The 24476-nt window shown below is 31.3% G+C and carries 19 protein-coding genes and 1 other RNA gene; 13 read left to right on the forward strand and 7 right to left on the reverse strand.

The window, feature by feature from the left end:
- The first annotated feature begins 30 nt into the window (after positions 1–30).
- From BM053_RS11400 to BM053_RS11425, 6 genes are all read left to right on the forward strand, one after another.
- On the forward strand, positions 31–4557 hold the full coding sequence (locus tag BM053_RS11400) for a translocation/assembly module TamB domain-containing protein (RefSeq protein ID WP_091477510.1): 4527 nt from the start codon (positions 31–33) through the stop codon (positions 4555–4557).
- An 83-nt stretch (positions 4558–4640) separates the two neighbouring features.
- Positions 4641–5627 (forward strand): 6-phosphofructokinase, encoded by a 987-nt coding sequence (pfkA, locus tag BM053_RS11405; protein WP_091477511.1) that lies wholly within the window; start codon positions 4641–4643, stop codon positions 5625–5627.
- A gap of 64 nt (positions 5628–5691) precedes the next feature.
- Positions 5692–6693, forward strand: coding sequence for a type I glyceraldehyde-3-phosphate dehydrogenase (gene gap / locus BM053_RS11410; protein WP_091477695.1), 1002 nt, complete (start codon positions 5692–5694; stop codon positions 6691–6693).
- 272 nt (positions 6694–6965) lie between these two features.
- A complete protein-coding gene (locus BM053_RS11415; protein ID WP_091477513.1) occupies positions 6966–7817 on the forward strand; it encodes a BadF/BadG/BcrA/BcrD ATPase family protein in 852 nt (283 codons plus the stop codon).
- Between the two features lie 3 nt (positions 7818–7820).
- A complete protein-coding gene (locus BM053_RS11420) occupies positions 7821–8189 on the forward strand; it encodes a methylglyoxal synthase (protein WP_091477515.1) in 369 nt (122 codons plus the stop codon).
- Between the two features lie 72 nt (positions 8190–8261).
- The gene (locus tag BM053_RS11425; RefSeq protein WP_091477517.1) at positions 8262–8876 is read left to right on the forward strand and encodes a hypothetical protein; all 615 of its coding nucleotides are present in this window, start codon (positions 8262–8264) and stop codon (positions 8874–8876) included.
- A gap of 30 nt (positions 8877–8906) precedes the next feature.
- Here the strand turns inward: BM053_RS11425 and BM053_RS11430 are convergent, their stop codons facing one another.
- Positions 8907–9611, reverse strand: coding sequence for a carboxypeptidase-like regulatory domain-containing protein (locus tag BM053_RS11430; RefSeq protein ID WP_244148526.1), 705 nt, complete (start codon positions 9609–9611; stop codon positions 8907–8909).
- Positions 9612–9689: 78 nt separating this feature from the next.
- Positions 9690–10736, reverse strand: a complete 1047-nt coding sequence (locus BM053_RS11435) for a glutaminyl-peptide cyclotransferase (RefSeq protein WP_091477519.1) — start codon at positions 10734–10736, stop codon at positions 9690–9692.
- A gap of 88 nt (positions 10737–10824) precedes the next feature.
- On the opposite strand from BM053_RS11435, the gene ffs reads away from it, so the two are divergent.
- From ffs to fsa, 5 genes are all read left to right on the forward strand, one after another.
- Positions 10825–10922: signal recognition particle sRNA small type (ffs, locus tag BM053_RS11440), an RNA gene on the forward strand.
- Positions 10923–10948: 26 nt separating this feature from the next.
- Entirely contained in the window at positions 10949–11965 is a 1017-nt protein-coding gene (locus BM053_RS11445; protein ID WP_244148527.1) for an enolase C-terminal domain-like protein, read from the forward strand.
- 6 nt (positions 11966–11971) lie between these two features.
- Positions 11972–12775, forward strand: a complete 804-nt coding sequence (locus BM053_RS11450; protein ID WP_091477522.1) for an SDR family oxidoreductase — start codon at positions 11972–11974, stop codon at positions 12773–12775.
- On the forward strand, positions 12775–13308 hold the full coding sequence (locus BM053_RS11455) for a GNAT family N-acetyltransferase (RefSeq protein ID WP_091477524.1): 534 nt from the start codon (positions 12775–12777) through the stop codon (positions 13306–13308). The genes BM053_RS11450 and BM053_RS11455 overlap by 1 nt, the downstream gene beginning before the upstream one ends.
- Before the next feature lie 17 nt (positions 13309–13325).
- Positions 13326–13982 (forward strand): fructose-6-phosphate aldolase, encoded by a 657-nt coding sequence (gene fsa, locus BM053_RS11460; protein WP_091477526.1) that lies wholly within the window; start codon positions 13326–13328, stop codon positions 13980–13982.
- 87 nt (positions 13983–14069) lie between these two features.
- Here fsa and BM053_RS11465 read toward each other — a convergent pair whose 3' ends face one another.
- Positions 14070–15461 (reverse strand): TlpA family protein disulfide reductase, encoded by a 1392-nt coding sequence (locus BM053_RS11465; RefSeq protein ID WP_091477529.1) that lies wholly within the window; start codon positions 15459–15461, stop codon positions 14070–14072.
- A gap of 153 nt (positions 15462–15614) precedes the next feature.
- On the opposite strand from BM053_RS11465, the gene BM053_RS11470 reads away from it, so the two are divergent.
- Positions 15615–17231, forward strand: coding sequence for an ABC-F family ATP-binding cassette domain-containing protein (locus BM053_RS11470; RefSeq protein ID WP_091477531.1), 1617 nt, complete (start codon positions 15615–15617; stop codon positions 17229–17231).
- 69 nt (positions 17232–17300) lie between these two features.
- Here the strand turns inward: BM053_RS11470 and BM053_RS11475 are convergent, their stop codons facing one another.
- The gene (locus BM053_RS11475) at positions 17301–17663 is read right to left on the reverse strand and encodes a DUF983 domain-containing protein (RefSeq protein WP_091477533.1); all 363 of its coding nucleotides are present in this window, start codon (positions 17661–17663) and stop codon (positions 17301–17303) included.
- A 93-nt stretch (positions 17664–17756) separates the two neighbouring features.
- Here BM053_RS11475 and BM053_RS11480 point away from each other — a divergent pair, with 93 nt between their 5' ends.
- Positions 17757–18617: a helix-turn-helix domain-containing protein gene (locus BM053_RS11480; protein ID WP_091477535.1), complete on the forward strand. Its 861-nt coding sequence runs from the start codon at positions 17757–17759 to the stop codon at positions 18615–18617.
- A gap of 114 nt (positions 18618–18731) precedes the next feature.
- Here BM053_RS11480 and pheT read toward each other — a convergent pair whose 3' ends face one another.
- The 3 genes from pheT to BM053_RS11495 all read right to left on the reverse strand — a co-directional run bounded on the left by pheT (position 18732) and on the right by BM053_RS11495 (position 24411).
- Complete coding sequence (gene pheT / locus BM053_RS11485) at positions 18732–21152, reverse strand: phenylalanine--tRNA ligase subunit beta (protein ID WP_091477537.1); 2421 nt, start codon at positions 21150–21152, stop codon at positions 18732–18734.
- 164 nt (positions 21153–21316) lie between these two features.
- Positions 21317–22966 (reverse strand): aryl-sulfate sulfotransferase, encoded by a 1650-nt coding sequence (locus BM053_RS12240; protein ID WP_244148528.1) that lies wholly within the window; start codon positions 22964–22966, stop codon positions 21317–21319.
- A gap of 92 nt (positions 22967–23058) precedes the next feature.
- Entirely contained in the window at positions 23059–24411 is a 1353-nt protein-coding gene (locus BM053_RS11495) for a T9SS type A sorting domain-containing protein (RefSeq protein ID WP_091477539.1), read from the reverse strand.
- Positions 24412–24476 lie beyond the last annotated feature (65 nt).

Here is a 24476-nt window from a genome sequence, read left to right on the forward strand (position 1 = left end):
AGGGCTGTTTACCTTTGCAAAAAACTATTGTTGGAAGAAAAGAAAAAAAATACAGGCCTCAAAAAACTTAGAAAATACACATTATTATTCCTTCTCGGATTGGTGCTGCTATTGCTATCGCTTGGTATTGCTCTTTCTTTGCCATCAGTTCAAACTTATTTGGGGCAAAAGGCCACTGAATATCTAAATGAAGAATTTGGTACCGATATTACTATTCAAGAAGCGAATTTTACCATATTTGGAGGTGTAAAACTAAAGCAAGTTCTGATTAGAGATCACAAAAAAGATACTTTATTTTATATTAATAGATTAAAAACGAATATTCTTGATATCAAAAAATTAGCAGATGGCGATTTGCATTTTGGTGATGTTGCTCTCGACGGATTGTTTTTTAACCTTAAAAATTATAAAGGTGAAAAAGATAATAATCTTGATAAATTTATTGCGCTTCTAGATGACGGAAAACCATCTAAATCGGGAAAAAAGTTTTTGTTAACTGCAAATAAATTTAATTTAACCAACAGTACTTTTTCATTCAATGATTATAACCTCGAAAAGCCATTACTTTTTGGGGCAAAAAAGCTAAATGCAGTTACTACAAATTTTAAAATTCTTGGACCAGATGTCACAACTTCTATAGAAGAAATGTCGTTTGTAGACAATCGCGGTCTTGTGGTTGACAATCTCGTTTCGGAATTTACTTATACCAAAAAGCATATTCTGTTAGAAAAACTAACCGTAAAAACACCAGAATCCGATCTAAAAGGAAATGTGGCTTTGCGATACGATAGGAAAGATTTTTCAGATTTTAACAACAAAGTTATTTTTGATGTAAAAGTTGATAAAGGCTCAATTTCTTCTAATGATTTAAATCATTATTATGGCGAATTTGGTAAAAATCAACGATTCAATTTAAGTGGAAATCTTTTAGGAACATTAAATAATTTTTCTACAAAAAAGTTAAAATTAATAGACAATAATAAGTCCGAAATTATAGGAGATTTTACGTTTAAAAACCTTTTTTCTAAAAATAAAGGTGATTTTTATATGAAAGGAAATTTTTCTAAAGTATCCTCAACCTATAATAATCTTAATGCGATTTTGCCTAGAGTTTTAGGAGAGAATTTGCCAACAACTTTCAAGAAATTTGGTGTATTTAATCTTTCTGGAACGACTGAAGTTACTTTAAAAACCATAAAAGCGGATATTTTACTACAAACTGCTTTGGGAAATGTACAGTCTAATTTGAGTATGACAAGCATCGATAATATAGACAATGCAACCTATATTGGAAACGTAAAATTGGATAATTTTAATTTAGGAAAACTCTTAAATAGAACCGATGTTGGCGTTGTAAATCTTGATTTAGATGTTGATGGGAAAGGGTTTAATCAAAAATATTTAAATACAGAAATAAAAGGAACAGTACAAAGTGTTTATTATAATAAGTACAATTACAAGAATTTGGTTGTTGACGGAACCATGATAAAATCTATATTCAAAGGTGATATTAATGTAAATGACCCGAATTTACAAATGGATTTTGATGGAATTCTGAATCTAAACAACAAGGAAAATAAGTATGACTTTCATGCCAATGTAGAATATGCGAATCTTAAAAAGCTAAAACTATATACTACCGATTCGATTTCGGTTTTTCGTGGTGATGTTACAATGAAATTGCAAGGAAATACAATAGACAATTTGTACGGAGAAGTTTTTATTAATAGTACCTCTTACGAAAACAACAAAGACACCTACTTTTTTGATGATTTTGTAGTAAAATCCTCTTTCGACGAGAACCGTATTAGAACCATGACTATCAATTCTCCCGATATTATTGAAGGAAAAGTGGTAGGAAAATTTCAGTTTAATCAGCTTCAAAAACTGGTAGAAAACTCTTTAGGAAGTTTGTATGCCAATTATTCGCCAAATAAAGTAAACAAAGGACAGTTCTTGAAATTCGATTTTAATGTGTACAGCAAACTAATCGAAATTTTTCTCCCAGAAGTTTCTCTTGGAGAAAATACGTTTATGAAAGGAATGATAAATTCAGATAGTGATGAGTTTAAGTTTAATTTCAAATCGCCAACAATTACAGCTTACAATAATTATTTCGACAATATAAATATAGATATCGATAACAAAAATCCTTTGTATAATGTTTATGTCGAGATGGATAGCATCAAAACAAAGCATTATAAAGTATCAGATTTTAGTCTGATAAATGTAACAGCAAACGACACTTTATTTTTTAGAACAGAGTTTAAAGGTGGCAAAAAAGCAGATGATTTTTATAATTTGAACTTGTATCACACCATTAATAAAGACAAAAATAGTGTGGTTGGAATAAAAAAATCAGAAGTAAACTTCAAAAATTATTTGTGGTTTATAAACGAAAATGAATCTAAAGACAATAAGATTATTTTCAACAAAAAATTAACCGATTTTTCTGTCGAAAGAATATCAATGTCGCACAAAAATCAAGTAATGGAACTCATGGGCGTTTTGCGAGATTCAACTTATAAAGATTTGAAACTTTCGTTAAAAGATATCGAACTAGATAAAATTACACCATCGGTAGATAGTTTAAAATTTAAAGGAAAAGTAAACGGATTAGTCAATTTTAAACAAAATAAATCTATTTATGAGCCAACGGCATCAGTAACTATTGATAGTTTAAGCATAAATAATTTAGCATTAGGAAAATTAGGAATAGATGTAAAAGGTGATGATAGTTTTAAGAATTTTAAAATCAATTCAGTCTTAAAAAACGACGGATTAGAATCTTTTTCTGCCGATGGAAACGTATTTATCGAAAACAAGAAAACCTTACTCGATTTAGATCTTCGACTGAATAATTTTAATATGGGAATTTTTAGTGCTTTAGGTGGTGATGTGATTACAAATATTCGAGGATTAGCTTCAGGAACAGCTAGTTTTGAAGGAGAATTAGAAAATCCAGAAATTAAAGGACGATTGTATTTAAATAAAGCAGGACTAAAAATTCCGTACTTAAATGTCGATTATAATTTCGAAAATAATTCGGTTGTCGACATAACAGAAAATCAATTTTCATTCAGAAATATAAAAATGAACGACTCTAAATACAGTACAAAAGGTGTTTTGAGTGGAGGAATTTATCATCATAACTTAGGAGATTGGCTTTTAGATTTAAATCTTGCATCTAATAGAATCGTGGCTTTAGATACCAAAGATTCTGACGATGCTTTATATTACGGAACAGCTTTTATAGATGGAGAAGCCACCATAAAAGGACCAATAAATGGGTTGGTTATTAATGTAAATGCAAAATCGGAAAAAGGAACTTCTATAAAAATTCCAATTACTGATTCTGAAGCTTCATCAGAAAATGATTTTATAAAATTTAAATCATCAAAGGACGATATTGCTAATAAAACAAAAAGTAAAAAAACTAAAGGTTATAATGGAGTCGAACTTAATTTTGAACTCGATATTACTAAAGATGCCGAAATAGAAGTAATTATAGATAAAAACTCTGGACATTCACTAAAAGGTAGAGGAGCAGGAAGTTTACTAATGGAAATAAATACATTAGGAAAATTTAATATGTGGGGGGATTTTCAGGTTTATGAAGGAAACTATAATTTTAAATACGGAGGAATTATAGACAAGAAATTTGATATTAAAAAAGGTGGTTCTATCTCTTGGGACGGAGATCCGCTAAATGCAACATTAAACATGGAAGCGGTTTATAAAACCGAAGCAAATCCGGGTATATTGCTAGAAAATTCTTCGTTTACTAAAAAAATCCCTACGGAAGTTGTTATCAAACTTACAGACAAATTAACGAGTCCTACACCTGATATTTCTATTAATTTTCCAACTTTAAGCTCTGTCCTAAAATCAGAAATTGAATATAAATTAAGTGATAGCGACAAGAGACAAACGCAAGCCATGGCATTACTATCGTCTGGAAGTTTTCTGAGTGATAAAGGTGTTGGGGAGAATATAATTGCTGGTAATATTCTTGAAAAAGCAAATAGTTTGTTTCAAGATATTTTTTCTAATGATGATGATAAACTAAAAGTAGATCCATACTTTATACAAGGTAACAAGCAAAATTTAGATTCTAGAACTGAAGGCCAAGTTGGTGTAACGCTATCAACAAAAATTAGCGACAAAGTGACTATTAATGGGAAGTTAGGTGTTCCAGTTGGTGGTGTAAACGAGTCCGTTATTGTAGGCGACGTTGAAGTACAATTACGTCTTAATGAAGATGGTTCTCTGAAAGCGAGATTTTTTAATAGAGAGAATGATACCAATTATATAGGAGAAAGTATTGGTTATACTCAAGGTTTAGGAATTTCTTATGAAGTGGATTTTAATACTTTCAAAGAATTGGTTGCAAAAATTTTAGGTTCTAAAAAAGACAAGAAAGAAAAAGAATCTAAAAAAGAAGAAGTGCCAGATTCCGATTTAACACCAGATTTCATTCAGTTTACAGAACAGCGTCAGAAAAAAGCAACTGAAAAACCCAAAACCATTCCAGAAAAGGTTCCTGATTTAAATTAAAGATAAATATTAATTGATTTTTTAATGTTATCACATTTAAAATTGTAATACTTTAGTAATCCAAATTTCAATAATCATAATTAATGCCAAAAACGATAAAAAAAATTGGAGTTTTAACCTCAGGAGGAGATGCTCCGGGTATGAATGCGGCAATCCGTTCGGTAGTGCGTACTTGTGCTTATCATAATATAGAATGTATAGGAATATATCGTGGTTATCAAGGTATGATAGAAGGCGATTTTAAAGAAATGGGACCACGTTCTGTAAATAATATCGTCAATAAAGGAGGAACAATCTTAAAATCTGCACGATCTAAAGAGTTTATGACAGCCGAAGGCCGCCAAAAAGCACACCAACATCTTATCAATTCAAATGTCGATGCACTAGTAGTTATTGGTGGTGACGGAACATTTACAGGAGCCGAAATCTTTAATAACGAATTCGATTATCCAGTTATGGGAATTCCCGGGACTATCGACAATGATATTTTTGGCACCAGCCATACTTTAGGTTACGATACTGCTTTAAATACGGTGGTAGAAGTTATCGATAAAATTCGTGATACTGCCAGTTCTCATAACAGATTGTTTTTTGTCGAAGTCATGGGGCGAGATGCGGGTCACATTGCATTAAATGCAGGAATTGGAGCAGGAGCAGAGGAAATCCTAATTCCCGAAGATAACTTGGGATTAGAAAGATTGTTAGAATCGTTACAAAAAAGTAAAGCTTCAGGAAAATCATCGAGTATTGTTGTCGTTTCCGAAGGAGATAAAATAGGTAAAAATGTATTTGAACTCAAAGATTACGTTGAAGAAAATTTGCCAGAATATGATGTCCGTGTTTCGGTATTAGGGCATATGCAACGTGGAGGATCTCCATCTTGTTTCGATAGGGTTCTAGCTTCTCGTTTGGGTGTAAAAGCTGTCGAATCATTATTAGAAGGGAAATCAAATTTTATGGTGGGATTGCTTAGCGACAAAGTAGCATTAACACCATTAGAACAAGCCATCAAAGGCAAATCTGAAATAGATAAAGAATTATTGAGAGTTTCAGATATTATGTCTACTTAAAAAGTGAAAATTAAATTAATATAAATTGGCGAAGCACGCTGTTAAGCCTTAAGAGAAAATGAAAATGAAAGTAAAATTAGGAATTAACGGTTTCGGAAGAATTGGAAGAATCGTTTTTAGAGAAACCTTTAACAGAGACAATGTAGAAGTAGTAGCCATCAATGATTTATTAGACGTAGATCATTTGGCTTATTTATTAAAATATGATTCGGTTCATGGTCGTTTCAGTGGAAAAGTAGAAGTAAAAGACGGAAAACTTTTCGTAAACGATAAAAATATTAGAGTTACTGCCGAAAAAGACCCAGCAGTCCTAAAATGGGACGAAGTAGGAGTAGATGTAGTTGCGGAATGTACAGGAATTTTCACCACTTTAGAAACAGCTCAAGCACATATCAAAGGTGGCGCTAAAAAAGTAGTTATTTCTGCGCCGTCAGCAAATGCACCAATGTTTGTTATGGGAGTAAATCACGAAAAAGCGACTGCAAATGACACGATAGTTTCAAACGCTTCTTGTACTACAAATTGTTTGGCGCCTTTGGCCAAAGTTATCAATGATAATTTCGGAATTGTAGAAGGATTAATGACCACAATTCACGCAACCACTGCAACACAATTAACGGTCGATGGACCTTCAAAAAGAGATTTTCGTGGAGGTCGTGCAGCTTTGTTAAATGTGATTCCGGCTTCAACTGGAGCAGCAAAAGCAGTAGGAAAAGTAATCCCAGAACTAAACGGAAAACTAACAGGAATGTCTATGCGCGTACCTGTTGCCGATGTTTCAGTAGTCGATTTAACCGTAAAATTAGCCAAACAAACTACCTACGAAGAAATCATGAAAGTACTAAAAAATGCAACAGAAACTTCTATGAAAGGTATTATGGGCTTCACCGATGACGATGTCGTTTCTCAAGATTTTGTTGGCGAAACACTTACTTCAGTTGTAGATGCAAAAGCCGGAATTGGGTTGAATTCAACATTTTTCAAAATCGTATCTTGGTATGACAACGAGTACGGATATTCAAGCAAACTAATCGACTTATCAGTTCATATTTCGAGTTTAAAATAAATCAAAAACAATAAGAAAAAAATCCTGTTTTACGATGGGATTTTTTTGTTTATATTTGAAGCTATTCCTGCTATCCGTTACAATCTTTCTCTGGCTAAAGGAGCCAGAAAAAGGATTTTCACTACAAACGAAGTTCACTGAACTCCGATGAAAATGGAAATCAAGTGAAGTAATCAGGGCTAAAAATAGAAACAAAAACAACTATCGACTAAACGATTAACCACACGAGCGTTAGCGAACTGACGAAGTAAATAACCGAATAAACAAAAAGAATGAAATTACTCGTAGATAGTGGCTCTACAAAAGCCGATTGGATTGCTGTAAACGATGCAGGAAAAGTATTATTTACTACACAATCGTTGGGATTAAATCCAGAGGTTTTAACCAAAGAAGAAATTATTATTAGGTTAAACGACACATTCGATATTTCGAATAATAAAGAGAAAGTAACACATCTTTTCTTTTACGGCGCAGGTTGTGGAACCAATAGAACGAAAGTTTTCTTAACCGAAGTTTTTCAAAATTATTTTCCAAATTCAAAAATAACCGTTCACGAAGACACGTATGCCGCAGTATATGCTACAACGCCTAAAAACGAAAAAGCGATAGTTTGTATTCTCGGCACAGGATCTAATTGCAGTTATTATGACGGACAAGTATTGCATCAAAAAGTGCAATCGCTAGGTTACATTGCTATGGACGATTGCTCAGGAAACCGTTTCGGACGACATTTGTTACGAGCGTATTATTTTAATAAAATGCCAGCAGATTTAGCCAAAGAGTTTGAAACAACTTATAATGTCGAACCAGATCCTATCAAGCATAATTTATACAAAGAACCCAATCCTAACGCGTATTTAGCAACATTTGCTCAGTTTTTAGTAAAACACAAAAACACCGAATTTTGCCAAAAAATAATAGCCGAAGAAATCGAAATTTTTGTCGAAAACTACATTAAGCAATTCGATAATTACAAAGAAGTTCCAGTGCATTTTATAGGTTCGATAGCTTTTTATCTAAAAGAAGAATTACAAAATATTTTAGAGACCCACGAAATTAAATTAGGAAATGTATTGCGCCGCCCAGTAGATGGCTTGATAGATTTTCATATTTTAAATAGATAATAAATGGAAATTGCTATAATTGCTCACGACCGAATGAAAGCTGATTTAGTTCAGTTTCTAAATAAAAATCAATCAATTCTTCATGCAAAAAACATTTCTTTAATAGCAACAGGAACAACGGGTGCTAAAGCAGAAAATGCAGGTTTTCAGGTAACAAAAATGCTTTCCGGACCTATGGGAGGAGATGCTCAAATTGCAGCTCGAGTAGCAGAAGGAAAAACGCAAATGGTTTTGTTCTTCAAAGACCCAAACTCAAGCCATCCGCACGAAGTAGATATAAATATGCTTATTCGTGTTTGCGATGTTCATAATATTCCTTTGGCCACAAATGAAGCTACAGCGCAGTTATTATTGAATGCAATTTCTAAATAAAATAATAATGTTTTTTTTATTTTGTGGCTCAAATATTTTTGTATATTGGCACAACCAAATTACCAAATTATTATGAAAAAAATCGCACTATTAGTCTTACTTGTTTTCTGTGGAAATGTATATTCTCAAAAAAAGAAAGCAACACCTAAAGCAGCGCCACCAGTGGTTATTACAAAAGGGAATAATTATTCGGCAGAATTAGTTAAAAACAAATTTTATCTTTTTATAAATAATGCTACTGCAAAAGACACATTATTACTTAAAACTTATCCAGATAAAGGAACACCTACAGATTGTAAAATATCAACATTTACAACAAAAGGAACAGCAATGTATTTTGTGACTTGGACTGATAAACAAAAAACAGAAACCAAACTAAAAACAGAAGACAATATAGTCACAGAATCTCAAATTTGGAATCCAGCTACAAAAACTTTATTAATAGGAAACACACAAACTGTTTCAAAAATTAAAGAAATTGTATTTTTAGATAAAATGAAAACCGCTTCAGAAACACAAGAAAAAACAAGAAGATCAGGTTATGAATTTACTCTTTTAGGAGGAGAAGATTTTTCATTAAGTGACAAATCATCAAGTACAAAATATTCTTACAACCCAACTTCGATGAAATATGAAGTGGCTAAAGCAAAAGCGGCACCAGCGCCACCAAAGAAAAAAAGAAGATAAAACAAAAAACGAGCATTTAGCTCGTTTTTTTTATTTAAACCAATTTCCAATTTTATAAAATGTTCTGCCGAGAAAGTTTCTTCGTTTTCCAGAAATTCCTCCGACCATCATAATCATATTTCCTTTAACATCATTAACCATTTCTATTTTATAATAATTGTTTTTATCAATAATCAAATTTTCTTCTTTCATTCCCATAAAAGAAAAAACTAAGATTTCTCCTTCTTTTGCTTTTATAGAATATTTACCTTCAAAATTAGTTGAAACTCCTCTTTGCGTTCCTTTTACAACCACAATTACTCCAGGAAATGGTCCAGATTCATCGGAAACAATGCCTGTAATTTCTTTTTCTTCGTTTGTTTGTACTACTTGCTGTTGTGCTGGTTTTCCTAAAAAATGTTTGGTTTCTGTTTGCTCTGTTTTTGGCGTTTCTTGCGCTTTAATCTCGTTATTTCCAAAAGCTAGTAAGCTAAATAGAGTAGAAGTAGTAGCAAGCCAAAGGGAACCTTTTTCTTTTGGCGTAACTAAATCACGATTTAGTTGCGTGCTTAAAAATCTTCCACAGAGTTTATTATCTTTATTGTAAGCATCAATAATTTGTCTGTCGGTTGCTTTTGTAAAATCGAATACATTTTTCTGGCAAGAACCACAAAATTTTCCTTTTTCAATTTTAGTCATTGCTTGCCAGTTTTCATGACAAGGTTCTGGAATTGAAATATTGATTTTACTTTTCATTTTTTGCTGTTTAAAATTGTTTCTACATTTATATAGAGTCAATTTTCACCAAAAAGGTTGGGACAGTTTTTAAAATTGTTAATTATTAACTTTTATCTCAAACATTTTGTCCCAATTTTTTCCAGTCACAAAAATGGTTTTAGTTTTAGGATTGTAAGCAATACCATTCAAAGTATCATCGGGTGTTACTTTTGCTAATTTTCTTAAACCTGATAAATCTACTAAAGCTTCAACTTCTCCAGTGTTAGGATTTATAATGATTATCGCATCTTTTTGCCAAATGTTAGCATAAATTTTTCCGTTTATCCATTCTAATTCGTTTACGCTTTTTATTTTACTTGTATTGGTATAAACATTCACAAAATCGATCATTTTTTGATTTTCTGGGTTCATTTTCCAAATTTTTTCTGTTCCGTCAGATTGGTAAATGTATTTTTTGTCGTTTGTCATTCCCCAACCTTCAATTTTTTTGTCAAACTTGAAAGTTTTTTCCAATTTTAATGTGCTTGCGTTGTAAATAAAACCCGTAGAATCTTGCCAAGTTAATTGAAACATTTTACCATTGATAAAAGTAATTCCTTCTCCAAAATATTTAGAATCGATATTTATTTGTTGCAAAGATTTTCCTGTTTTGTAATCTGTTTTTCTAAAATAGGAAGTTCCATTTTTTCCTGTACTTTCATACAAATAATCACCATAAAACTCTAAACCTTCAGTAAATGAACCACTATCGTGAGGATAAGTGTTTAAAACTGTATAAGTTAGTATTTTTGGTTCTATGCTAGAAAGCATTTCGACTCTTGTAGTTGTTTCCGAGTTTTCTCCTTCAAAATGTGCTATAGCTTTCAGATTTTGATAGCCTAATTTCTCATTGGTTAATAAATAATTAAAAGCTGAATTTCCTTTTACAGCACCAATTTTTTTATCATTATTGTAATAAGTTACCGAATCTATTGTTTTGTTGGCTTCATTTTTTAAAGTCAAATGAATTGTGTCACTACTATGAAACATCGATTTAAACTTACTTTCATCTATAGAAAATAAATTTTTAGAATTATTTTTATCACCACAACCAATTAATATTGTTGTTAACAAGATGAATGTTAATGCGTTATATTTTTTCATTTCTAATTATTTTACGATTACAATATACAACACCATTTTATATAAAACAATGCGCTTGCAAAAATACAAAAAGTTTGTATATTTGCACCGGCAAGTCCTACACGACCAGCTCCTGCAGACTCCTCCAGGGTGGGAACGCAGCAAAGGTATGTGGTTGAGCGGTGCGATGTAGGTCGCTTGCCATTTTTAAATCTGACATCGTTCAGATTTTTTTGTTTACAGATATTCCTACTTTTATGAATGTATCTTGGCAAATTGTTCGTTTCGAACTCAAAGAAACTTTTTCGATAGCTTATGGGAATTATTCCCACAGAGAAGCCTTGATTATTACATTAAATCATAAAGGAATTTCAGGTTATGGCGAATGTACTGCTATTGATTATTACAATATTAAATTAGAAGATTTTGTTGTTAAATTAAATTCAATTAAAACTTTAATTGATAATCATCAAATAATCTATCCAACAGTATTTTATGATTTTTTATTAACCTTAGAATTACCAAGTTTTTTGCGTTCTGCCCTTGATTGTGGGTATTGGGATTTGTACGGAAAATTAGAAAATAAAAGTTTTTTAGAACTAAATTCTATCGAAATAAGTAAACTTCCAGAATCATCAATAACTATTTCTGTGGCTTCGGTAGAAGATCAAATTAAAAAAATTGAAGCTTCAAATTGGAATAAATTTAAAGTAAAATGCAATCATTTCGACAAAAAAGCAATTCAAAAATTAGCAACATTAGATAATAATATAGCACTCGATTCTAACGGGAGTTTTATTTCAGAAGATTGTATTTGGTTGCAAAACGAAGTGATTTCTGGCCAATTTAGTTATATAGAACAACCTATGGAGCCTAATAATTATTCTGTTTTGCATCATAATTTATTCGCAAATTGGATGGCAGATGAAGATTGTCAGGATAACATAAATTTACTTACTTTACAGCCACATTATAGCAGTATCAATATTAAATTAGTAAAATGTGGTGGATTAACACCTGCTTTGCAACTCATAAAAGAAGCTAGAGCATTAAATTTTAAATTAATGATTGGTTGCATGACCGAATCTACGATTGGAATTTCTGCTGGAGCAGTTTTAGCACCATTAGTAGATTATGCAGATTTAGATGGAGCCAATCTAATTGCAAATGATATTGCTAACGGCAGTAAAATTATAAACGGAAAAATACAATTATCAGATAAACCTGGATTAGGAATATCAATATTATAAATTATTATGAGTAAAGTAGTTTTAATAACTGGTGGTTCATCAGGAATAGGGAAGTCGATTGGAGAATTTTTGCATCAAAAAGGATTTGTCGTTTATGGTACAAGCAGAAACCCTGAAAAAGCAGAAAATTCAAATTTTCCGTTAGTGGCGCTCGATGTTCGTGATACAAATTCAATTCAGAAAGCAGTTGCTGAAGTCATTGAAAAATCAGGAAGATTAGATGTGGTCATAAACAATGCAGGTGTAGGAATTACTGGCCCAATTGAAGAAATTCCGACTCAGGAAATCAAAAATCATTTTGATACTAATTTCTTTGGACCAATAGAAGTTATGAAAGCTGTTTTGCCACAAATGCGTAGTCAAAAATCGGGATTAATTATTAATATTACTTCGATTGCAGGCTATATGGGTTTGCCTTATCGAGGCATTTATTCAGCATCAAAAGGAGCTTTAGAACTAATTACCGAAGCCATTCGTATGGAAACCAAATCTTTTGGCATACACGTTACAAATATTGCTCCAGGCGATTTTGCAACTAATATCGCTGCGGGTCGTTATCACGCACCGGTTATTAAGGGTTCTGCCTACGAAATTCCTTATGGAAATACATTAAAATCGATGGACGAACACGTAGATTCTGGTAGTAATCCAAACGAAATGGCGGAAGCAGTTTTTGCAATTATTCAAAATCCAAACCCGAAAATACATTATAAAGTAGGCGCTTTTATGCAAAAATTTTCAATTGTATTGAAAAGAATTTTACCCGATAAAGTTTATGAAAAAATGTTAATGAACCATTATAAATTGTAATGATAGTTTTTCCAAATAAATTTTCAAGTCTTGAAACCGAGAGGCTTATTTTGAACGAAATTTCAATGAATGATGTTGATTTTTTATTTGAAATTAGAAACAATAATGACAATAATAAATTTATCGGTAGAAAAAAATCTTCATTAGAAGAAGTTAAACAATTTATTGTTGATAGAATCTCTGATTTTAAAGAAAAAAAAGGACTCATTTGGATGATTTATAATAGAGATACCAAACAGAATATAGGCTCCATTTGTTTTTGGAATTTCAATTTTGAAACAAATATTGCAGAAATAGGTTATGAATTAGCACCAGAATTTCAAAGCAAAGGATTTATACAAGAAGCATTATCAAAAGTTATTAATTTTGGATTTAATGAACTAAATTTGCAAACAATTGAAGCTTTTACTGATAAAAATAATAAACCTTCAATCAATGCATTATTAAAGTTTAACTTTGTTGAAGAAACAGAATTTGAATCGAATACAGAAGAAAATTTAATAATGTTTAAGTTAATTAGTACACAACTATAATTTTTAAATAAAATCAGATGAAATTTTTTATTGACACAGCAAATCTTGCACAAATTAAAGAAGCACAAGCACTTGGTGTTCTTGATGGCGTTACAACAAACCCATCTCTTATGGCAAAAGAAGGAATTACGGGAAAAAATAACATTTTGAAACATTATGTTGATATTTGTAATATTGTAGAAGGTGATGTGAGTGCCGAAGTAAATGCAATGGATTTTGAAGGAATGGTTCGTGAAGGTGAAGAACTAGCCGAATTACACGATCAGATTGTGGTAAAATTGCCTATGACCAAAGAAGGAATTATGGCATGTAAATATTTTTCTGATAGAGGAATTAGAACAAATGTTACCCTAATTTTCTCAGCTGGACAAGCACTTTTGGCTGCAAAAGCTGGTGCAACTTATTGCTCTCCATTCTTAGGAAGATTAGATGATGTTTCTACCGATGGTTTAAATTTGATTCAGGAAATTCGTGATATTTATGATAATTATGGTTTCGAAACACAAATTCTTGCAGCATCAGTTCGTCATACAATGCACGTTGTAAATTGTGCAAAAATTGGTGCCGATGTCATGACAGGACCTTTGTCATCTATCTTAGGATTGCTAAAACATCCTTTGACAGACATTGGAATCGCTCAGTTTATTGCCGATTTCGAGAAAGGGAATAAATAGTTTTCAAAAATCAATATCAATAACAATAAAAAAAGCAATTTCATATAACTGAAATTGCTTTTTTACTTTTATCTAAAGAGCTTAATTCTATTTCAAATAATTCTCAAAATTAGCATTAAATAAACTTACAAAACCATTATTTATTTTCCCGCCAGAACCAATAAGCATAGCACGATGTATTTTTGTAATTACCCATTTGTCTTTAATATCTTGAAAATTCGCGGCGTGTAATTCGGTTGTATTTTTAAAATTATATTTAGTTAGTAAATTTTTCCATTGTTTGTCAGAATCATCAATGTTTATTGATACAAAATCCCAATTAGGATATTTCGATTTCAATTCGGTAACTCTTTGATGTGCTAATTCTAGATGAGATTTCGCTTCCGATGTCCAGAAGAAAACAACTGTATTTTTAGTAAATAGTTTATTTACTGCAACAGTTTTTCCATTGGCATCAATTAAATCGATATTTGGTAATAATTTATTTGGTGCTAAATGCTGAATAGATTCTTCAATTTTCTTAATTTCTTTTTGTTTTTCTTTATCAGTCGAAAGTTGAAAATATTTATCCAAAAATGTTTTATTACTCATCATGTTTTGGTCTTCAAGCAAATACATAAAAGCAATATTGTTTAAAACCGAATTTTTTATCTTAACATTTGTAAATAACGAATCGGCAACATGTAATTTTTTAATGTTATTTTCTAATGATTTTTCGTTATTGTCTTTGCAAGTTACATTGTTAAGCATCGATGTTAAATAGCGAACAAACGGAGAAAATGTGGTTAGTTTTTCGTTGTTAAAATCTATTTTTTTTCTGAAATCATAATAACTATTAGGTAAGTATTTACAAACTTTTTTGTTCGTACGACGCTCATGCACAAATGGATACATTTCTTTTTTGGTAAAATAATGCATGTCTAACATTGTTTTTGCATACAAATCGAAATCTTCGCTCCAACCTACTTCAGTCTCTCGTCTTAAATAAAAAGCTTTGCTAGAATTGTAGTTTTTTTCTATGACTTTCGAAAATGTTTTAAAATCTTTATCGTACAAATCGAATGTTGCGTTTTTGTCGGCTTCATTTTTCAAGAAAAGTTCCATCAAAAAATTATTTTTTTCGTCGCCACGACCACAAAATGTTAATGAATTATCAAATTCGTTAGTGTTTAAACGAATCATCAAACTATCATTTTTTTCGAAATAAATTTGCTGATATTCTGGTTCATGCTTAAAAGTGTACATGCCCGGAACGAGAGAATCGTATTTTTTTAGAAACCTATTTTTGTCATCTAAAACAATAGTGTCTATAACCTCATTGTCCTTGCACAAATAGACATATTTCGAGTTCGGATTTATTATTTCTCCACCAAAATAGGCATTATGACCTTCCTCATTTGTTCCTTGTTTGCAAGAACACAAAAGTGTGATAGATGTAATAGGTAATAGGTAAAGTATTTTTTTGAAATAGGCAGTCATCGAATATTATTTATTGATAAACAAATGTATTTTTATAATTGATATAATGCTGTTAATAGACAGTTAAATTAAACTTACAGATATTGTAAAATATTAGCCTCAAAACTCCACTATTTTTGTTACTTTTGCAACACTTTTATAAAAAATATATCAATGTTAACAATTTCAAATTTATCAGTACAATTTGGTAAGCGAATTTTATTCGACGAAGTAAATACAACCTTTACGCAAGGTAATTGCTACGGAATTATTGGAGCTAACGGTGCTGGAAAATCTACTTTCTTAAAAATAATTGCAGGAGAAATAGATCCAACTTCGGGTCGTGTTATTCTAGAGCCAGGAAAACGTATGTCGGTTCTAAACCAGAATCACAATATGTTTGATGATAAAACGGTACTGGAAACAGTAATGATGGGAAATAAAACTTTGTTTGATGTAAAAAGTCAAATGGACGAATTATACCTTAATTATACTGATGAAAATGCTGACAAAATAGGAGAGTTGCAAGTTCGTTTTGAAGAAATGAATGGTTGGAATGCCGAATCTGATGCCGGTGCGATGCTTTCAAACCTTGGAATTTCGGCCGATTATCAATATACGCTTATGGGCGATATGGAAGGAAAACTAAAATTGCGTGTGCTTTTGGCGCAAGCTTTATTTGGTAATCCTGACGTTCTTATTATGGATGAGCCTACCAACGACTTGGATTTTGAAACCATAGGTTGGTTAGAAAATTTCTTAGCAAATTATGAAAATACAGTTTTAGTAGTTTCTCACGACAGACACTTTTTAGATTCAGTTTGTACGCACGTTTCCGATATCGATTTTGGAAAAATAAACCATTATTCAGGAAACTATACTTTTTGGTACGAATCATCGCAGTTAGCAGCGAAACAAAGAGCACAACAAAATAAGAAAGCCGAAGAAAAGAAACAAGAATTAGAAGAATTTATCCGTCGTTTTAGTGCCAATGTTGCCAAGTCTAAACAAGCAACTTCTCGTAAAAAAATGATCGATAAATTAAATTTATCAGATATAAAACCTTCATCTCGTCGTTATCCTGCGATTATTTTTGATACCGAACGTGAAGCTGGAGATCAGATTTTGAATGTAGAAAACTTAAGTGCTTCGATAGATGGTGAAGTCTTATTCAAAAACGTAGATTTGAATATGGCAAAAGGAGATAAAGTCGTTATTTTCTCGAAAGATTCTCGTGCTACTTCTGCTTTTTATGAAATATTAAACGGAAATATGACTGCCGATTCTGGTACTTTCGATTGGGGAATTACAACCAACCAGTCCTATTTGCCTGCGGACAATCATAGTTTTTTCGAAAATGATTTGACACTTGTAGATTGGTTGCGCCAATGGGCAAAAACCGAAGAAGAGCGTGACGAAGTTTATGTGCGTGGTTTCCTTGGGAAAATGATTTTTTCTGGTGAAGAAGCTTTAAAAACAGGTCGTGTTTTGTCTGGAGGAGAAAAAGTACGTTGTATGTTATCTCGTATGATGATGATGCGTGCCAATGTATTGATGCTTGACGAACCAACAAATCACTTAGATTTAGAGTCGATTACTGCATTTAACAACTCATTGAAAAACTTTAAAGGTTCAATATTATTTACTACTCATGACCACGAATTTGCACAAACTGTTGCCAATCGTGTATTAGAAATTACACCAAAAGGAGTAATAGACCGTTATACCACTTTTGATGAGTATCTGGAAGATGAGAAAATTCAGGAATTAAGAAAGAAAATGTATTCTTAGATTATATAGAAAACTCCAGTAATTACTGGAGTTTTTTTATCATATATATTTAAATTTTTAGATGTAATATTATGCCGAATAGTCTTTAAATATATAAATCCAAATCATTCTTGATAATCGGATATTAAAAAAGCATAATGATATTACTACGATACAAATTATTGGTATGATTCTTAAATCGAATGTTTCATCAAAAAATGGATGAGCAATAAAATAGGTTATTAGCCCTTCTATAACGGTTAATGCGTAGCTTACAAACATAGCTCCGAAAAAATAACCAGGTTCTTTTTTAAATTTAAAATTACATTGACTACAATACTCATTCATTTTTGGGAAACCAATACTAAAGAAAAAATTTTTGTCTTTAAATACTTTTCCTTTGTTACATTTTGGACATTCGTTACTGAAAATGTGTTTTATTGTACTAATCATAACTATCTTTTTTAGACTACAAATTTATAATATAAGGTTGAATAATAATTTTCTTATATTCGCTAAAAATGGTAATATTAAGACATTTTGTTTATGAAAAAACTACCTATTTATCAAATAAATAAATTTTATTGTGAGTCGAGCGAAAATGATTTGTATTTTAATGATTTCAAATCTCATTTAATAGACAACAGTTTTATTGAAAATTCGCATAGTCACAACTTTTATTTATTGGTCTTATTTACACAAGGAAGTGGAGTGCATGTAATTGATTTTGATAGCTTTGAAATAAAAATTGGTAGTCTTTATTTTCTTAAACCAGGTCAAGTACACAGCTGGAAACTTTCAGAAGATATTGATGGTTATATAGCTTTCTATTCTCAAGAAGTTTATAATTTACATTTTGGAAAAAAGAAATTAGAAGAATATTCTTTTTATAGAACTTTAATGAATAGACCAGAATTGTTATTGACAGAATTACAGATTTTAGAATTTAAACAATATTTTGACATGTTAATTTATGAAAATAGAGATAATAAATTAAAAAAATCTGATAAGTTATTAAACGTTCTGGACATTATTCATATAGAAATAGATAGAATATACAATTCAATAGATAAACATTCCGTTCATCAGTATAATTTTAAAATTAATGAGTTAAAAGAACTTGTTGATAGTCATTATAAAGAGGAAAAAGCACCTTCTTATTATGCAAACAAAATGAATATTAGCTTAAAACATTTAAATAGAATTTGCAAAGATGTTTTAAATATAACTTTAACAGAATTTATTTATCGAAAAATTATTTTAGAAAGTAAACGATTGTTATCAATAAAAGGAATGACTATTAGTGACGTTGCAAATGAATTTGGTTTTGAAAATTATTCCTATTTTACTAAAGTTTTTAAAAAATATACAGGAATGACACCACAAAATTTCAAAAAAAATATTTAATAATGTGATTTTGGTTCATCACTCTTAAAATATAAGCTAACTATAAAATATTATCTTACTAATAAAAAAGGGACAATTTTAAAAAATGTCCCTTTTCAAATTTATATAAAAAGCTTATCTTAATGTTGCTCCCAATTCGCTTTCAAAATTCTGAGTTAATTTACTCATTACTTTGTCAATTTGCGAATCGGTTAGTGTTTTTGCATTGTCTTGCAACACAAAACTAATAGCGTATGATTTCTTACCAGCTGGAAGATTTTTTCCTTCGTAAACATCAAATAAATTAATGTTTTTTAGCAAAGATTTTTCTGTTTTTTTAGCAATATCAAAAAGTTGCACGAATTCGATTTCATTATCTAGCAAAAGCGCTAAATCACGACGAACTTCAGGATATTTAGAGATTTCGGTAAACTTAATGTTGTTTGAAATTTGTTTGATAATTGCATTCCAATTAAAATCGGCAAAGAAAACTTCTTGTTTAATATCAAAATGCTTCAATATCGATTTTTTAACCGTACCAAATTCTACTAAAGTAGAATTCCCCATTTCGTAAACCATTCCTTCAGCAAAAACATCAGTTTTTAAAGGCGAAGCGATAATTTTAGACAATCCCAATCTTTCTAAAATTGCCAATACATAACCTTTAAAGAAAAAGAAATCGGAAGGTTTTTGAGGATTTGTCCAGCTTTCTGAAGTTTTATCTCCTGTCATAAACAAAGTTAAATGGTTATTTTCCTGATTTCCTGACAATAATTTGTGGTATGTTTTTCCGAATTCGAATAATCTTAAATCGTTATTTCTTCTATTAATATTAAATGAAACAGCTTCTAATCCTGAAAACAATAATGATTGCCTCATGGCTGATAAATCATTACTTAACGGATTGATTATTAAAACATTATTGTTTTCATTTAAACTATTACTTAAATTAACATAACTTGGTGTTGTTAACGAATTTGCCATCATTTCGTTGAAGCCATTACCAACTAATAAATTGGCAATTATATTCTGAATTTTGTAATCCTCAGTTCTTGAAGAATGAGAAGTTGTAGCATTTAGTTTTTGTGTAAAATCGATATTATTATAACCGTAAACTCTTAGAATTTCTTCAATTACATCTATTTCTCGAGTCACATCGACACGATAAGCAGGAATTACTAATCCTAAAGCTACTTTAGAAATACTATTTACTTTAATATCTAACGAAGCTAATATATTTTTGATGGTATCGTCTGGAATTTCTTGACCAATTATTTTGCTTACTTTTTCAAGATTTAGCATCACTTGATGATCTTCTATTTTCTTTGGATAAATATCTACAATATCTGAAGTGATTTCGCCACCAGAAACTTCACAAATCAAAATTGCGGCACGTTTTAGCGCATATTCCGTAATACTTGGGTCAATTCCTCTTTCAAATCTGAAAGAAGCATCGGTACTAATTGTATGTCTTTTTGCTGTTTTTCTTACAGAAACAGCATTAAAATAAGCACTTTCTAAAAATATAGACGTTGTATTTTGAGAAACACCAGAGTCTTTTCCGCCAAGAACACCTGCAATGCAAAGTGGTCCGTTTTCGTCGCAAATCATAATATCTTCAGTGCTCAAAGAACGTTCTACATCATCTAATGTTGTAAATTTTGTTCCTTCTGCAACATTTTGTACGATGATTTTCCCGTTAATTTTTGCTGCGTCAAAAGCATGTAATGGTTGCCCTAATTCGTGTAAAACATAATTTGTTACATCGACAACATTATTTTTTGGTGTAATTCCAATTGCTTTCAATCTATTTTGAAGCCAAGCTGGTGAAGTTCCAATTTTTATATCAGAAATGGTTACACCACAATAACGAGGAACCAGTTTGTTATCATCGACTTTCACATCAATTTTTAAAGTTCTTTTTTCGATTTTAAAATTTGAAACCGATGGTGTAATTAGTTCGATATTTGTTCCGTTTTGAAGCATTCCCGCTTTCAAATCTCTTGCTGTTCCCCAATGAGACATTGCATCGGCACGGTTTGGTGTTAATCCAATTTCGAAAACTTCATCATTTTCAATATTAAAAACTGTCGCAGCAGGTGTTCCTGGTTTTAGATTTTCTTCGAGAATCATAATGCCTTCGTGACTATCGCCAAGACCTAATTCATCTTCTGCGCAAATCATTCCGTGACTTTCTTCTCCACGAATTTTTCCTTTTTTTATCTCGAATGATTTTCCTTCTTTATCATATAAAATAGTTCCAATTGTAGCTACAGGAACTTTTTGTCCTTCCGCTACATTACTGGCGCCACAAACAATTTGAATTGGATTACCATCTCCTAAATCGACTGTTGTTATTTTTAATTTATCGGCGTTTGGATGCTGAACACAAGTAAGTACGTGACCTACAACGATTCCTTCTAATCCACCTTTTACAGATTGGTATTTTTCGATTCCTTCTACTTCAAGACCTAAATCGGTAAGCATAGAAGCTGTCTTTTCCGAATCCCAATCAGTTTTTATAAATTGTTTTAACCAGTTATATGAAATTTTCATGTGTAGTAATTATTGAAGCGCAAATATAAGTATTGTAGTTCGTAGTATAAAAAAAAGTTTCCCTTTTTTGAAATAGAATAATTTAGTCTTGTAAGTAAAAAAATAAAACCTCTAATTTAAATAAAATTCGAGGTTTATTAATTAATGATGATTTAGAATCTAGCTTATTTATTAATAATCACTTTATAAGTTTTTGATGCGTTTTCATTCGAAATCTTCATAAAGTAAAAGCCATTATGAATAGTATGAGTTTCAAAAATACTTAGATTGTTTCCTTGAAGAATTTTATCTTCTTTTACTACTTTACCAAATTCATTTATTAATTCAACTTTTAAATCAGTTTCAGTTATTTTAGATTTAATAGTAATAAAATCTTGAGCTGGATTTGGGTATATTAAAACGTCATTCTCAATTTTATTTTCCACATTTGATAATGTTAAATTACAAGAAGCAGAAACTGTATTTGAACTTTCAATGGTGCTACTGGCCGTTAAGTCTTGTCCTGAAAAACCAATATAATTACTTGGATAAAAACTACTTCGAAATGTTATATTTTGAGTTGGAGTGGTGCCTTGACTTATAATTCCTGTATTATTAATCGGGTTAATATATTTCCAAACAGTTGTTCCTGCTGAATTTACTTCTCTAAAAGTTCCTAATGGGCCATCACAAAGTATTACATTTCCATTTGATAATTGTTGTGATCCAGAAATATTTGCGGCATATATAGTATTAGGATTTCCTGAATTGTATATCCACGATGTTATAGTTGGCCCATAAGGTAAAGTTGCAGTGTAATTGTAGCCATTTACTGGTGGATTTATTATTTCTACGGTGGAATAATTGCCGCCAGTTCTACCATTTCCATTGTTGAAAATCATAATTTGGTTTTGATATGGAAGTCCGCTTTCTATCCAATTTGCATTATGTTGGCCAAATAACTTCTGATTTGTAGCGTTACCGTTGTTATAGGCTTGGGGATTTCCCCAACGATATAATAAATCCCCACCTTTTCCTGAATTTCCTTCCGTATGACTTGCTGCTTGTGCAGTTGTAGTGCTGTGATCAATAATCCAAACTTCATCAAAAGCATGAGAACTTAATAATATTTGGTCTAAAGTAACATTGTAGTCAATCGAATTTAAATGTATCCAATCTGAGTTTGTTGCACTTGCTTCAAAGTTCATGTTTAATAATTGGGGACTTGTTGAAACGGAGCCATAATTAGGTTTTGTAACATCGAAATCTTGAACTAAATGATCCCACAAATGCCATTCCCAAACAATATTTCCTCCTGTTGCTCCAACGGGTTGAATTTCAATAATTTTTTCACTCCAAACCGTTGCAGGAACTAGTGATGGGTTTCTTCCTTGTGCAGTGGCTTCTGTATTGGTTTTAGATTCCCAAACGATGGCTAGTACATTTCCGTTTGGTAAAGCTTTAATATCGTGATGTTGACACTCTAACGTATTTGAAATAGTATAACTCCAAGTTAGATTACCATTCCAGTCAATTTTTTGAATAATTCCTCCTTTTCCACCAGCTGTAAACGTTGTGTTGTTAGCATTTCCTGACCGTAATAATGTTCCGTCAGGGAGTATATAAACAGATTGTCCAGGTCTATAAGTACTTGCCCATGTTTTTACTTGTTTGCCACATTTATCAATAAGATATGTGTTTGTACTAGAAATAGGAGCAAATAATACATATCCATCGTCTAAAGTTCCAGTGTCATGTTGTAATAAACCAACGGTTTGAGAATTAGATTTTAGAAAAACTAATAACAAAAGTGTACAAAAAATATATTTTTTCATTAGGTATAATTTTATTATTTGATATTAAAAAAGAGAAAAGGTTTAATCTAAATTTGATTAAACCTTTTTTAATTAATTAATTTTTTATAGGATTACTTACTTACAATAATAGTTTTAGTAATGGTGCTTGTTCCATCAGAGATTTTAACTAAATAAGTTCCGTTGTAAATGTCTTGTATATCAAAGAAAGCAATAGTTTGTCCAGCATTTATTTCTGTCTTTTTTATGAGTTTTCCGGTTAAATCAAATAACTCAACTTGTAAATTAGTTGTTATTAAATCGCCAATTTGAATGGCAATTAAATCTGAACTTGGGTTAGGAAATATTTTAATCACTTTATTAGTAAAACTATTTTCAGAAAGTGATAATGGTGCATTATATGTTGTAACGGTTTCGGTTATAGTAGTAACTTTTGCAGCTGTCTTATTTCCATAAAAAGTTGGTCCTACTAGATAAGGATAGGCTGAATTATGATTCGAATCGACCGTTGCAAAATAGCAATAAATACCTGCTGGATATTCTGGTGTTACACAAAAACGACCGTTGTGCTCATCTAAATAACTGGCATCTGTTGGGTGCGAAATCCATTCGTAGTCTTCTCTGTAATAACCTAAAGGGTAAGTTGTACTAACTGCTGGACCGTCGCCAACATCTGTTCCGTTTGCGGCATGCGTTCTTACAGTAATATTTCTTAGTTGATAACCTGATTTTATTCTTGTAATTCCACCAGTACCATCCGCATTGGCATATCCGTAAGCACCATATACAGGAAAACCATCATAAGCAAAACCTATTAGTGGAGAGTGTTGAGATGTATTTATTGCATATAATCCGTCAGAATCATACAAATTGCAAATATTTGATATTACATTAATATCTAAATCAAATGCACTAGGGTTTTGATGATGATGGTAATTTGTTCCTCCGGGATGTCCCTTTGAGCAATCAAAACCTGGTCTTTCTGCAACAATAGCATCTCTGTACCATGAAGGTGTTCCTGTGCAAGCGGTATTTCCTGGTCCACCACAAGGAGCATTTGTTGTACTACTCCAAGCAACTCCATCTCTAAAATCGTACATCGCTACTCCATTTATAAAAACGCCTATATTACCACCAGTTGTTGCCGTTAATGTACCAGTATTCTGAGTAGGATTTAATGGAAATCTAAAAATTGCATTCTGATTCCCTGCTTGGTTTGGGTTACCATCTAAATAGGGGCCTATTTTATAGGACGGAATTCCGGTTGTGTTAACATATACATTATTTGTTGAGTATCTAACTTGCTGACAGTTTACTAAAATACCATTAGAAATAGGAGTAGAGTTACCTGACACATAATAATTTCCTGTAACAGTAGTGTTTTGAAGCCATTTTGTAATTGCAGGATTTGTCTGAGCATTAGATAAAATACTTGCAAAAATTAAAAAAGAGAAAAGTTTTTTCATTTTGATTTTGTTAGGGTTTAAATGTTAGACAACAATTAAATTTAATTCTTGCGACAAAAAATGAT

The organism is Flavobacterium swingsii, assembly GCF_900111965.1.
GTDB lineage: Bacteria > Bacteroidota > Bacteroidia > Flavobacteriales > Flavobacteriaceae > Flavobacterium > Flavobacterium swingsii.

What these genes read in the sequence shown, in the direction of transcription:
- BM053_RS11425 (WP_091477517.1), top strand. Translation starts at nt 8,262, where the DNA reads ATGAAAAAAATCGCACTATTAGTCTTACTTGTTTTCTGTGGAAATGTA.
- BM053_RS12240 (WP_244148528.1), bottom strand. Translation starts at nt 22,966, where the DNA reads ATGAAAAAATATATTTTTTGTACACTTTTGTTATTAGTTTTTCTAAAA.
- BM053_RS11415 (WP_091477513.1), top strand. Translation starts at nt 6,966, where the DNA reads ATGAAATTACTCGTAGATAGTGGCTCTACAAAAGCCGATTGGATTGCT.
- BM053_RS11495 (WP_091477539.1), bottom strand. Translation starts at nt 24,411, where the DNA reads ATGAAAAAACTTTTCTCTTTTTTAATTTTTGCAAGTATTTTATCTAAT.
- pfkA (WP_091477511.1), top strand. Translation starts at nt 4,641, where the DNA reads ATGCCAAAAACGATAAAAAAAATTGGAGTTTTAACCTCAGGAGGAGAT.
- BM053_RS11470 (WP_091477531.1), top strand. Translation starts at nt 15,615, where the DNA reads ATGTTAACAATTTCAAATTTATCAGTACAATTTGGTAAGCGAATTTTA.
- BM053_RS11450 (WP_091477522.1), top strand. Translation starts at nt 11,972, where the DNA reads ATGAGTAAAGTAGTTTTAATAACTGGTGGTTCATCAGGAATAGGGAAG.
- BM053_RS11475 (WP_091477533.1), bottom strand. Translation starts at nt 17,663, where the DNA reads ATGATTAGTACAATAAAACACATTTTCAGTAACGAATGTCCAAAATGT.
- BM053_RS11465 (WP_091477529.1), bottom strand. Translation starts at nt 15,461, where the DNA reads ATGACTGCCTATTTCAAAAAAATACTTTACCTATTACCTATTACATCT.
- gap (WP_091477695.1), top strand. Translation starts at nt 5,692, where the DNA reads ATGAAAGTAAAATTAGGAATTAACGGTTTCGGAAGAATTGGAAGAATC.
- BM053_RS11435 (WP_091477519.1), bottom strand. Translation starts at nt 10,736, where the DNA reads ATGAAAAAATATAACGCATTAACATTCATCTTGTTAACAACAATATTA.
- BM053_RS11455 (WP_091477524.1), top strand. Translation starts at nt 12,775, where the DNA reads ATGATAGTTTTTCCAAATAAATTTTCAAGTCTTGAAACCGAGAGGCTT.
- BM053_RS11430 (WP_244148526.1), bottom strand. Translation starts at nt 9,611, where the DNA reads ATGAAAAGTAAAATCAATATTTCAATTCCAGAACCTTGTCATGAAAAC.
- fsa (WP_091477526.1), top strand. Translation starts at nt 13,326, where the DNA reads ATGAAATTTTTTATTGACACAGCAAATCTTGCACAAATTAAAGAAGCA.
- BM053_RS11480 (WP_091477535.1), top strand. Translation starts at nt 17,757, where the DNA reads ATGAAAAAACTACCTATTTATCAAATAAATAAATTTTATTGTGAGTCG.
- BM053_RS11420 (WP_091477515.1), top strand. Translation starts at nt 7,821, where the DNA reads ATGGAAATTGCTATAATTGCTCACGACCGAATGAAAGCTGATTTAGTT.
- pheT (WP_091477537.1), bottom strand. Translation starts at nt 21,152, where the DNA reads ATGAAAATTTCATATAACTGGTTAAAACAATTTATAAAAACTGATTGG.